The sequence below is a fragment of the Anabaena sp. FACHB-1237 genome (assembly GCF_014696225.1).
Lineage (GTDB): Bacteria > Cyanobacteriota > Cyanobacteriia > Cyanobacteriales > Nostocaceae > FACHB-1237.
Genome location: NZ_JACJPV010000008.1, coordinates 1 through 12,468, shown reverse-complemented (window position 1 = coordinate 12,468; position 12,468 = coordinate 1). Strand labels below are relative to the sequence as shown.

At 34.4% G+C, this 12,468-nt stretch carries 11 protein-coding genes; 4 read left to right on the top strand and 7 right to left on the bottom strand.

What is annotated here, in order from left to right:
- The first annotated feature begins 264 nt into the window (after nucleotides 1–264).
- Nucleotides 265–1,464, top strand: a complete 1,200-nt coding sequence (locus H6F32_RS05875; RefSeq protein ID WP_190368403.1) for an argininosuccinate synthase — start codon at nucleotides 265–267, stop codon at nucleotides 1,462–1,464.
- 166 nt (nucleotides 1,465–1,630) lie between these two features.
- Here H6F32_RS05875 and H6F32_RS05870 read toward each other — a convergent pair whose 3' ends face one another.
- Nucleotides 1,631–2,557 carry a cobalamin-binding protein gene (locus H6F32_RS05870; protein WP_190368511.1) on the bottom strand — a complete coding sequence of 309 codons (927 nt, stop codon included), beginning with the start codon at nucleotides 2,555–2,557 and terminating at the stop codon, nucleotides 1,631–1,633.
- A 706-nt stretch (nucleotides 2,558–3,263) separates the two neighbouring features.
- Between H6F32_RS05870 and H6F32_RS05865 the strand changes: the two genes are divergently transcribed.
- Nucleotides 3,264–3,404, top strand: coding sequence for a hypothetical protein (locus tag H6F32_RS05865; protein ID WP_190368402.1), 141 nt, complete (start codon nucleotides 3,264–3,266; stop codon nucleotides 3,402–3,404).
- Nucleotides 3,405–3,427: 23 nt separating this feature from the next.
- Here H6F32_RS05865 and H6F32_RS05860 read toward each other — a convergent pair whose 3' ends face one another.
- Nucleotides 3,428–4,333: a S1 RNA-binding domain-containing protein gene (locus H6F32_RS05860; protein ID WP_190368401.1), complete on the bottom strand. Its 906-nt coding sequence runs from the start codon at nucleotides 4,331–4,333 to the stop codon at nucleotides 3,428–3,430.
- 100 nt (nucleotides 4,334–4,433) lie between these two features.
- Nucleotides 4,434–5,168 (bottom strand): dienelactone hydrolase family protein, encoded by a 735-nt coding sequence (locus H6F32_RS05855; protein WP_190368400.1) that lies wholly within the window; start codon nucleotides 5,166–5,168, stop codon nucleotides 4,434–4,436.
- Between the two features lie 357 nt (nucleotides 5,169–5,525).
- Here H6F32_RS05855 and H6F32_RS05850 point away from each other — a divergent pair, with 357 nt between their 5' ends.
- Nucleotides 5,526–6,158 carry a class I SAM-dependent methyltransferase gene (locus tag H6F32_RS05850; protein ID WP_190368399.1) on the top strand — a complete coding sequence of 211 codons (633 nt, stop codon included), beginning with the start codon at nucleotides 5,526–5,528 and terminating at the stop codon, nucleotides 6,156–6,158.
- A gap of 226 nt (nucleotides 6,159–6,384) precedes the next feature.
- Nucleotides 6,385–7,083, top strand: a complete 699-nt coding sequence (locus H6F32_RS05845; protein ID WP_190368398.1) for a type I restriction endonuclease — start codon at nucleotides 6,385–6,387, stop codon at nucleotides 7,081–7,083.
- Here H6F32_RS05845 and H6F32_RS05840 read toward each other — a convergent pair.
- The 4 genes from H6F32_RS05840 to H6F32_RS05825 all read right to left on the bottom strand — a co-directional run bounded on the left by H6F32_RS05840 (nucleotide 7,073) and on the right by H6F32_RS05825 (nucleotide 12,138).
- Nucleotides 7,073–8,416, bottom strand: coding sequence for a DNA methyltransferase (locus H6F32_RS05840; protein ID WP_190368397.1), 1,344 nt, complete (start codon nucleotides 8,414–8,416; stop codon nucleotides 7,073–7,075). The two genes, H6F32_RS05845 and H6F32_RS05840, sit on opposite strands and share 11 nt — an antisense overlap.
- A gap of 173 nt (nucleotides 8,417–8,589) precedes the next feature.
- The gene (locus H6F32_RS05835) at nucleotides 8,590–9,813 is read right to left on the bottom strand and encodes a bifunctional sterol desaturase/short chain dehydrogenase (RefSeq protein WP_190368396.1); all 1,224 of its coding nucleotides are present in this window, start codon (nucleotides 9,811–9,813) and stop codon (nucleotides 8,590–8,592) included.
- A 67-nt stretch (nucleotides 9,814–9,880) separates the two neighbouring features.
- Entirely contained in the window at nucleotides 9,881–10,336 is a 456-nt protein-coding gene (locus tag H6F32_RS05830; RefSeq protein WP_190368395.1) for an AAA family ATPase, read from the bottom strand.
- 512 nt (nucleotides 10,337–10,848) lie between these two features.
- The gene (locus H6F32_RS05825; RefSeq protein ID WP_190368394.1) at nucleotides 10,849–12,138 is read right to left on the bottom strand and encodes a glucose-1-phosphate adenylyltransferase; all 1,290 of its coding nucleotides are present in this window, start codon (nucleotides 12,136–12,138) and stop codon (nucleotides 10,849–10,851) included.
- Nucleotides 12,139–12,468: the final 330 nt, after the last annotated feature.

Genomic DNA, 12,468 nt, shown 5'->3' with positions numbered 1-12,468 from the left:
GTATAATTCATTACAAAATTTACGTAAGTATTAATGAAGCAAAAGACCAGCTGCTTCAATTTCCTAAACAGTTTATACCTAAGAAACTATGTGATTTTTTGCTGTCCTTACTCAAGCGATTATTAGCAGTTATCATTATATATTATTAGCGTCAAGGAGAACCTATGCTATAAGCCTCTATATTTACCAGAATGGCTATAGATTAACCAACCTTGGGGTATAATGATGACTCATGATTTTCCTCATTGGTAACTGGAGAAATTAATGGGTCGCGCCAAAAAGGTTGTTCTAGCATATTCTGGTGGAGTTGATACCTCCGTATGTATTCCCTACTTAAAGCAAGAATGGGGAGTAGAAGAAGTAATTACCCTGGCCGCTGATTTGGGTCAGGGAGATGAATTAGAACCAGTGCGAGAAAAAGCACTAAAATCTGGTGCAAGTGAGTCTCTGGTAGCGGATGTTAAGGATATATTTATCGCAGAGTACGCATTTCCGGCCATTCAAGCTAATGCACTCTATGAAAATCGCTATCCTTTAGGAACAGCCCTAGCTCGGCCATTGATTGCTAAAATATTAGTAGAAGCTGCTGCTAAATATGGTGCAGATGCGATCGCTCATGGTTGTACTGGTAAGGGCAATGATCAGGTACGTTTTGATGTATCCTGTGCTGCACTTAATCCTAATTTAAAAATTCTTGCACCCGCTAGAGAATGGGGAATGAGTCGGGAAGAAACCATTGCTTATGGTGAAAAATTTGGTATTCCCGCACCAGTGAAAAAATCGTCACCTTTTAGTATAGATAAAAACTTGTTAGGACGTAGTATAGAAGCTGGAACGTTGGAAGATCCGGCCAATGAACCTCCCGAAGAAATTTATGAAATGACAAAGGCGATCGCGGATACCCCCAACGAACCGGAATATATAGAAATTGGTTTTGTCAAAGGTCTTCCCACCACTATTAATGGTACAAGCGAAACCCCAGTAGAACTAATTCAAAAATTAAATACCATTGTTGGTAATCATGGTATTGGCCGCATAGACATGATTGAAAATCGTCTAGTAGGTATTAAGTCACGGGAAATATACGAATCACCAGCTATGCTAGTTCTTATTAACGCCCACCGTGACTTAGAAAGTTTAACGTTGACTGCTGACGTAACTCAGTACAAACGTGGCATTGAAGAAACCTATACTAAACTTGTGTATAACGGACTTTGGTATAGTCCTCTAAAAAATGCCTTAGATGCTTTTATTCAACAAACCCAAGAAAGAGTATCTGGAGTAGTACGCCTTAAACTATTTAAAGGTAACGCCACTATCGTCGGACGTTGGAGTGATAACACTCTATATACACCTGATTTAGCTACTTATGGCGCAGAAGATCAATTTGATCACAAAGCTGCGGAAGGCTTTATTTACGTCTGGGGATTACCTACGCGCATTTGGGCGAAAGGTAATAAGTAATAAAATAGTATTTTAGGATTTGGGATAATTAATTGTAATTATATCACATTCTATCTATACGAGGTACAGTGTTAGCGGGCAAGATGCCCGCATTATAAGGATTTTATCATCAACATCTGTACCTCATCAGATCCTAATCTGCATACCCCTGTTCCCCAAAAACAAATTATACAGTTTCCCATCCCACACCTTTATAACCATAGTTAAAAATATCTGGGTGTAATATTTCTGCTAAAATTTCTACCGAGTCTACTAATCTTGGACCAGGACGATTAAAGTAAGAATTACCGTTAGTGACAAAGACTCTACCACTTTGAAAAGCGTGTAATTTGTGCCATTCTTGACGATGGGTGAATATTTCCGCTTCTTCGTGATTTCTCTGTAAATCAAAGCCATAGAGCATAAAAATTATCACATCAGGATTACTGGCTAATAATGTTTCCCAGGTAACATGAGTGTTAGATTTACTGAGAAGACTAAATAAACTTTGTCCTCCTGCTAGTTTGACTAGTTCGGGTATCCAATTTGCACCTACCATGAGTGGTTCTGTCCATTGAATACAGACAACCCTGGGTAATTCTGGAGTGGATAATCCTTGTAATCTTCTATGACAGATTTTTACACGAGATTCGAGATTTTCTAGTATTTTTACTGAATCTACACCAAAGATATTACCAACTTTTTCAATATCTGCCCAAACATCTCGCAATGTTTTTGGTTTCAATGAAATAATATATGGTGAACTATGGGTAAGCTGGTTTACAGCTTTGTTAATCTCTGGTAAGGTGACAGCAGATACATGACATTGATCCTGGGTTAAAATGTGGGTAGGTTGTAATTTCTCTAAGATATCAACTTTGATTTTGTAAATACTGAGAGAAGATTGTAATAAATTATGCAGTTCATTGTAAATATCATTGCTGGAGGCGTTAATATCTAAACGAGATTGGGTACAAATAGGCAAATGGGATATTTCTGGGGGATAATCACATTCATGCGATCGCCCAACAATTTTATCTTGTAGTCCTAATGTAGCAGCTATTTCCGTACCACTGGGTATTAAAGAAACTATTCTGATTTTATCATTCAACATTGTATTATTCAACATAGTAGTCCACCTCCTTCAAAGGTGTTCCTACTCTTATTCTGACACTGTTTTGATGATTGGGTATCTATCTGGAGAATTGATAAGCTGATGTGCAGCTAAACTGTATAACTAAAAAACCTAAATTTACTGTAGCACAAGCATCTTGCTTGCATCTATTATTCTAAATTTACTGTAGCACAAGCATCTTGCTTGCATCTATTATCCACACTACTGTAGCGCAAGCATCTTGCTTGCATCCATTATCCACACTACTGTAGTGTAAGCATCTTGCTTGCATCTATTATCCACACTACTGTAGCGCAAGCATCTTGCTTGCATCTATTATTCTAAATTTACTGTAGCACAAGCATCTTGCTTGCATCTATTATCCACACTACTGTAGCACAAGCATCTTGCTTGCATCTATTATTCTAAATTTACTGTAGCGCAAGCATCTTGCTTGCATCCATTATCCACACTACTGTAGTGTAAGCATCTTGCTTGCATCTATTATTCTAAATTTACTGTAGCGCAAGCATCTTGCTTGCATCCCACATTCCGCAACCTGGGGTGTCACATGGTATTATCACTTAATTTTCTCTTAATTTTTGGATATAAATTATGCCTTTCTGGCATCCTACATCCGTTAATTTTCTGAGAATTAGTATACAATACAACCTCATGTTATCATAAAAAACGGTAAAAACCGATTGTGACAGTTGAGAGTGCGGAAGATAGGTTACAGCATTTTCCAGTTTTACAAGATACAGATATTAATGATGATACCCTTGTAGTGCAGGGTATCTTGCCTGCTAATATTCTACCTTATAAATATGGAATGTGCTGTAATTAATAAAATTTTACAATCATCAATCATCAATCATCAATTGATTTATTTGCCGCACGTTTAGCTCTTGCTTCGGCTGAATTCATGACTTCTACCATATTTTCTAACATTTCTCCAGGGAAGTTTTCTAACACTCTAGTAGAAATAGCTACACGATTTTTACCTTCATCTAAATCAATAATAATTGCTTTGATTTCTTGACCAATTTGAAATACTTTATCCAAAGATTCAATAAATTTCTGGCTGACTTGTTTTATGTGTAGTAAAGCACTAATTCCATCCAATTCTACAAATACACCAAAAGGTTTAATTCCTGTGATTTTGCCTTCGACTAATTGACCAACTTCTAATAAACTAAAGTTGCTAGAACGGGCAATTACTTTTTGGGAAAGAATCAGTTTTTTTGTCTCACGATTAACTTCTAAAAAGCCAGCCACAATAGTTTGACCTTTAAGTGCTTCTAGGTTATCACGTTCTGTTAATTGCGATCGCGGAATAAACCCTCTTAGTGATAAAACATCAACCGTCACACCGCCTTTATTTGCCCCTGTTATCTTTGCTTCCACTGTTTGGGAATTTTCCTTCATTTGTGTCAGTTTATCCCAAATATGTTGAATTTCTAGCTGTTTCCTTGATAGAGTAACTTGTCCTTCAGCATCCTGATCCCGAATAATCAAAAACTGTAGTTCTTCATTCATCGGTAATACATCCGCTAAATTAGTTACTACTCTCAAAGAAGCCTCATCACGGGGTAGAAAAGCGGACGATTTTCCACCAATATCAACATAGGCTCCGTCATGGTCAAATTGAAAAACTTTACCATGTACAATTTGTCCTTTTTGAAATTGGTAATCGTGTGTTTCTAAGGCTTTAGCGAAATCATCCATAGAAAAAGATGAATTAGCTGTTTGAGATGATTTTGATTCGGAAGTCATGAGTTTGAAGATAAATTTGTTATGATTAGTAGGAGTGCTATTTTAAGGAAAAATAGTTAATAGAATATTCTACCGCTAATTTACCACTGTTTGACTTTGATTAACTTTTAAGAACACTGGCAAAAAGTTCTTGTACTTTCTCCCAAGCATCAGCAGCAGCTTGAGCATTATAACTCGAACGGCGATCGCAGAAAAATCCATGATCAGCTTCATTGTAACAAAACACACGATGGGAAATATGATATTTTGTTAATTCCTGGGTAATTTCATTTACCTGGTTTTGGGGAATACTCGCATCTTTACCTCCAAAAAAGGTATAAATAGTACCATTAATATCTTTTGTGCCCTTAATTGTGGGTAAACCTCCTCCAGGAGTAGCATCAGTGATACGCGCACCGTAAAAAGATGCAGTAGCGCGAATATTTGGTAGTGTAGCCGCGAGATAAGCCACATGACCACCGAAGCAGAAGCCGATGCAGCCAAACCCTTCTTGTTGAACATCTGGCAGGGTTTTTAAGTAATTAATTGCAGCTTGAATATCACTTAATAACTGGGATGCAGTACAATCCGACCAAGCGTACTTACGGCCAATTTCCACAGCATCAGCAGTATAACCTGTTTCAAAGCCAGGATGTTGACGTTGAAATAAAGCAGGTGCTATAGCTACATATCCTAAATTAGCAATGCGTTCTGTAACATCTCTAATATGTTCATTAACGCCAAAAATCTCTTGTAAAACCACAATACCTGGGTAAACACCAGGAGTTTCTGGTTTTGCTAAATAAGCCTCAACATTACAGTCAGGTTGAGAAAGATAAACTTTTGTAGTATACATTTACTTATTAACGTCATTAGTTTTACAGTGAAGAGGACTTACGTAACTAGCACATTGGTAGGGTGTGTCAGATATCAATAAGCTGTTTATTTGCATAATTTATGCGTTTTAATGTAGTTGGTGAGATTGTCGAACCACACCCTACAACTACAACATATTCTTGATGTGACATTGATGTGACATTTGCGTAATTCCTAAGTGAATATTGTACAGTAATTTTTTCCAGTTAATTTACTTCTATATAAATAGTTTTATAGCTCAGTTTTATAGTTAAATATAGCAATGGAAACTATACAAGAAATAAGATTGATTGAGTAAATTAGTAAAAAAACTAATCTTCAGGGAGGATAAAAACTTATGGCCACAATTTTAAGAGATTTAAGTTATCGCTACCAATGGTTATATGATGGCATTTCTAAGTTAGCAGCTTTAGCAGTAGGAGGGGAAACAAAATTTCGTCAACTAGCATATTCCAACTTAGAAATAAATTCACATACTCAGATTTTAGATTTATGTTGTGGTAGTGGACAAGTGACTCAATTTCTAGTCAAATTTTCGGAAAATGTCACAGGTTTAGATGCTTCTAGTTTATCCTTAGCAAGGGCGCGAAAAAATGTACCTGATGCTAGATATATTCAAGCATTTGCAGAAAATATACCTTTAGCAGATCATACTTTTGATATAGTCCATACTAGTGCAGCTTTGCATGAAATGGAATATGAACAATTACAGAAAATAATTGCCGAAGTTTATCGAGTCTTAAAACCAGGTGGTGTGTTTACTTTAGTAGATTTTCATGCACCTACAAATCCTATTTTTTGGCCCGGTTTAGCGGTGTTTTTTTGGTTATTTGAAACCGAGACAGCGTGGCAATTATTAAAAGTTGATTTATCTGGTTTATTAGGTGAATGTGGTTTTGATGTGGATGCACCTATTTTATATGCTGGGGGGAGTTTGCAAGTAATTCAAGCAAGGAAAAATATTTTATAGGATGATGAAAATATAGATTAATAAGTTATAGATTAATAAGTTGATATGCAGGTAAATTATCAAGTAGTGCAAGCATCTTGCTTGCATAGCTGATTCAAAATAAAGTAGTGTAAGCATCTTACTTACATATCTAATTGAAATTAAACACGCAACTTATTTAGTCTTGCTATTATTAAGTGATAATAGTTTACAGCAGTTTCCGTTATTATGAGGTACAGAAATTAAAATGATCAATGAAGATGAACTACTTGATATAGCTATAACAAATATTAGAAAAGTTTTAGAATTTAAACCTTATAAGAGTTATCCAGGGGTGAAAAATAGAGATCAATTTCAAGAACTTATCGCTAATGATCCTGCTTTTGGTTATCTAGGTTTAGATGACGAAAGATATATTATTGCTAGAGTAGGAGGAAACCTGATCACTTCTTTACATCGTAAGCTAGGTGATATGTATGAGGCTTTATTTATCTATTTATTAAAAGAAAGTTTTAATTTAACGGATAATGAATTACATTTTAATGTTAGTGTGAAAATTGGCGATCGCTATCAAATTCGATCTACTGATGGTTTAATCACAAAAGATAAGTTTAATGAAAATATTCCTATGAATTGGAGAGAATTTGCAGGTATAGGATTTGAAATTCGCTCCTGTTATCAAATTGGTGATTCTAAGAGGATTCAAGCTGATTATGATATGTCCTTAGCCTTAAAAGCATCAAAAATTCTCCCTGTAATGTTAATTTTCTGCAATACATCATTGAAAAGTCCAGTGGCTAGATTATCAAAAAGTTGGGAACTTTATGAAGGAATAAATAGTTTTAATTTAGTTAATGATCTGACTGGTTTTAATCTTTATGATTTTCTCAATAGAAATTCAGAAAGTTTAAAAAAAGAGATAGATAATATTCTTACTAATTTCTAATGTTTTTAATACATACTCCTGTTTCATAAAGGCGTTTTTTACCTCCTCTTTTTCTAAAGGAAATGATTTTTTCAACCTCAAAACCTTCATGTTGAAAAAGATGTCCTAAAATTACTTCAGTGAATATTTCTACATTTGATAATCTTGAATTACCAACAACATAAACACCTTGAAAATGATTTGATATCATCTGTTTTAAACATTTGATATGTTTCCACATATCTATAAAGTATTTAGTGGCATAATTACACATTAAGATATTTTGATTTTTCAGTTCATGATAGTAAGAAAGATAAGGTTTAATTTCATCAGGAACTATAATTAAATTTTTCTGTAAAACAGAAGTCGCTCTTCCCCAAGTTCCTCCTATAGCTTGTAAATCTATTTCTGTAGCTTGACTAACATCTTCTAATAGTTCTAAAAAATGTAGTTGAGGTCTGGTTTGGTGAACATAACTATATCTATTGGGATAAGGAGGTGAAGTAATGATAAAATCAATAGGATGATCTATTTTCTGTTCCAGAATATTGGTAGAATTGCCTACTATAATCGAGTTGAATTGTGAAAAAGAAATTTGCTGTTGATTCAAACTTAGTAAATCATCAATTATATTTTTGAGGTTATTACTAATTTCAGCATAAACATCTATTTCTCTTTGATGATGATCATCAAAAGTAATAGTTGGGTGATTTCTGTGAATATTTGCACAATCTAAACAGGCTTTATTTATAGATAACCAAGTATATTCATGAATAGCATCATATTTTTCTTGGTTCATGACTTCACGACAGATAATTAAATTCTTTAAAACATCAATTTTCCACCAACGAAAGACATTATGAATAATAGGAATCCTAGTATTAAATGTTTTAATAATATCTTCTAAAGAATATTCTTGATATTTAGTAATTAAATTTAAAATTTCCTCAAGGTAATTATTCACTAAATTAATATGGTTAATATCCCATAATAGAGATTTACTTCCTACTTGCTGAAGTAAGGGGTTAATCTCAATTCCTAAAGATTTTATGCCATGTTTTTGACATTCTATGATTGTTGTACCTCTACCACTAAATGGATCAAGCACAAAATCATTTTTAGTAATTTTAAATCTGTTGATAAAAAAACGTACTAAATTTGGTGAATAACTAGGAGTTAAGCGATACCATCTATGGACAGATTCATTTTGTCCTCCTTTAAATGTAATATCTCCTATATCAAATTCTTCATAGTTAAAACCAGATTGTGCAATGCTTTGGTAAAAACATTTAGTCAGATCATTAGTTAGATGATCATCGTTTTTTTCTGCAAATAGTGATAGTTGTTGAAACATTATAAATACATTATGAATTAAAAAAACATTGTTAATAAGTAACTAATAATTAATTTAGCATAAAATCCATATATTGACAATATTTATAATATATTTATAATATCTTATAATATCCCCAATTTATTCAATAATATTCAATAAAATGGGGATTTTGTTTTTCAATTATTCATCAACTATTCACTTTTCACACCTTTACTAAACACTCGATAATATAACCAGGTACTAAATTCCTTGATGGGAAATAGTACATAAGTTAAAGGGTTTACAGTAACCACAATATTTCTAAAATCCCGCTTTGCTAAAAATACAATTCCCTTAGCTACTTGAGATGCTGACATCACTCCATAGGGATTTAAAGAACTTTTAAAAGGTCCCAAAATTAATTTTCTGATGACACAAATTTGATCTAATCTTTTCAGGGTAATTATCTCACCTAATGCCCTTTTACTAAGTTCATAAAGGGGACTTAATGCTGGTGAAACTTCCGCTTCTGAGGTATTTACCCAAATTTCTTTAGTGGCTTTAGCATCTGGACCTGTGACAGTTTCCGAAAAGATATTTATTAGTTGTAAAGCGGAAAATGTGTTAACTTGATAAGAGTTGTAAATGGCAGTAGAAGAGCGATCGCTATACACATTTATCCCATGATTAATAATTAAAATATCCACCTTTTCTAAAGTTTCCCGCAATTCCTTTTCCTGTCCTAATTGCCATAAAATCACCTTTACACCTGGTTTATTTTCAATGTTATGAGGATTAGTTGTTAAGGCAATAATTTTAGCATTATACCTTAATAATTCTCTAGTTAATGCCTGTCCCAAACTTCCCGAAGCACCTGTTATAGCAATAGTTTTACCCTTTAAAGATAGTGCTGTTCCTAGAATTTTATCTACCAAAGGAAATACTCCACTATAATAAGCATTAACATCATCAAAATGGTGTCGCCAATGATAAGTTCTATTCACAAACCAAAAAGAAGGAATAGTTTCTAAAGGTCCTGGTAAATGATTGTAGTCTGTGTCTATTGTACCTTGAAAATAACGTAAAGAGGCGCCATATAAAAAGGTGATAGCATAAACTACTCCTAACCATAATCCCCATTGATGAACTATTAAGGCAATGATAATTAATAGAACTACTAAAATCACTGATTCCACAACATCATGATACAATTGAGATTCTACATAAGCCTTTTGAGAACTTAAACTTAAATCTCGACGATAGGCGGCATGATGTTTATTATGCCATTTTCCTAACCAGATAAATTGATGACATAAAGCATGGTAAGAATCTCTAATTATTTCCGCTAAAAACAGAGAAGTAATACCCCAAATCATAAACTGAATACAATTGTTAATTAATATCCAATCAACTGTGAAATTTTCTAGGAACATCATAACTTTAGGAAAATATTTTTTGATATTTTTGATTTATTGATATTATTTAGATGCAGAATAGATGATATTAAATACAATTCAACTCATCCATTCCTTCATCCATGCTAGGGGGAGCATTTTGTAATTGTCGGTGCATTTTCAGGATAACATCTTGAGGTACTTGACGTTGGCGTTTTTGATTACGTGATAAACATAACCAAACTGGAGTTTTTATCCATAATCCCACAATATTAGTAAATCCTGAAATTCGGGCTAAATCAATTACATCTCGGCGGTTACGTCTTTGGGCATTAGTAGCATCGAAAATAGCGGATGTTTGTGATATCACACATTTTTGAAATTGCTGTTCTATTTCTTGCCAAATTAATAACCATGAACCTTGAATAGCTTCAGAACCAAACAATTTACCGCGAATAGCATCTGTAGAAATTAGTTGCATTTGGGGATATTCTAACAGTAAATTTTTAGCTAAAGTTGATTTACCACTACCAGGAAGACCAATTAACAAAATTAACTTAGTCATGATTTTTAGTAATTAGCTATTAGCTTAATTGTGATTCTATGTAAGGGTTTAGCACTGCTTGATGGTGTTGATATAGCCTGACTGGGAATTAATTCCTCTGTCTCATAGAAAAAGTTGTCTCAAGATGACTAAAATAATTAGAAAATTTTTTAAATTATTTTTTCCATTATTTAGTTTACCTTAGTAAACTTTGGTTATTAACGTAAGTTACCAGTTAAATGAAGTAGGGTGCTTCAGAATTTTAAAATTGGTAATTTTAACCTAAATTATTCTGTCTGACGCACCCTACAGACTACAAAAGATCCGAAAATTAATAACTAGCAACTTGGGTTATTAGCCTGGAAATTTATTTTCAGACAGGTGTGGAAGCTAAATAAATAAGCCACTTGTACTAAGCTTGTCTATAGCGTGGTGTAGCTTATTTTTATGATAGCCACGCTAAAACTATAGTACTTGTAGCTTAAATTGAAACAATAAGCAGTGCTAAACCCCTATTGACGGCTGACTCCTAACTAAATAATTGTGTTATCAGGAATAACGGCATTTTTGAGAACAACTACAATACCACTACGAATATAGAAGCCTTGTTTTTCTCGTTCTGCATCTTGGACATTATCTTTATTAACGATTTTCACATTAGAACCAATGCGTGCGTTTTTATCAATAATTGCCCGACGAATGATGGTGTTTTTGCCAATTCCTATGGTAATTTCTCCATGATCTAATGTTGGGTTATTTTCGATAGATGTGGGATAAGAATCTGCACCCATTAATAAAGATTCTTCAATTACAGAACCATCATCAACTAGCGATCGCACACCTAAGACCGAATGTTGAATGCGGCAATTTTTCAAAATACAACCTTCACCAATCATTGATTCTGTAACATGACAATTCAACAATTTAGAAGGGGGCAAATAACGGGCACGAGTATAAATGGGGGCTTCTTCATGATAGAAACTAAAAGGTGGTTGAGGTTGTTTAGTCAGAGCTAAATTAGCTTCATAGAATGCTTCAATAGTTCCGATATCTTCCCAATAACCATCAAATAAATAGGCTTGAACATTATGATCTTTAGCTGCATCGGGAATAATTTCCTTACCAAAATCTGTCCGTTCTAAAGATTCCTTCAACAATTTAATTAAAACATCTTTCTTAAAGACATAAATGCCCATAGAGGCGATATATGGCTGTAATTGAGCTTGTTCTTTAGATAGTCCTAATACAGTAGTATCAACACGCATTTTAGCTAAAGCATCACCTTTAGGCTTTTCGCTAAAGTCAATTACTCTACCGTTATTATCAATTTTCATCAAGCCAAAATCAGAAGCGCGACGATCATCAATAGGAATTACAGATAGAGTAATATCGGCGTTAGTTTCTCTGTGACGATTAACAAACAAGCGATAGTCCATACGATAGAGATGATCACCGGATAAAATCAGAAATTCATCCACATCCCAATCTTGTAACATCCAAATATATTGACGCACTGCATCAGCCGTACCTTGAAACCAATTAGGGTTTTCTGGGGTTTGTTGGGCTGCCAAGACTTCCACAAAACCATCACTAAAACCACTGAAATTATAAGCGCGGGCAATGTGACGGTTGAGAGAAGCCGAGTTGAATTGTGTCAACACATAGATTTTAAAAATTTCCGAATTAATACAGTTGCTTACAGGAATATCTATCAAGCGATATTTGCCAGCAACGGGTACTGCCGGTTTGGCGCGGAGTTTAGTGAGGGGATACAAGCGAGTCCCCGCACCTCCACCTAGAATGATTGCTAAAACTTTTTTCACAAAATTACTCCTGACAGCATTTCAACTCTCTCATCTACAGTTTAGAACTGAATGTCGCCACTGATAAGGGGGGATCAAAGAATCTTGGGGAAGAATTTGAGAAAATGTAGGGGTTAGCCTGTGTGGGAGTCCATCTATCAGAGAATTTTTGATGCGTCTTCAAAATCAGACCAGTCATGGTAGCGATCGCTTTACTACAGTAACTGATACTTTTAACCGAGACATTCCCTGACATCTGAGATATCGTGAAGGTCCAGTACAACATTACCAACTGAGTTGATAAAGGTGGTATCCCACATTGCCTTGAGGAAAATCCCCAAAGCTCCATTA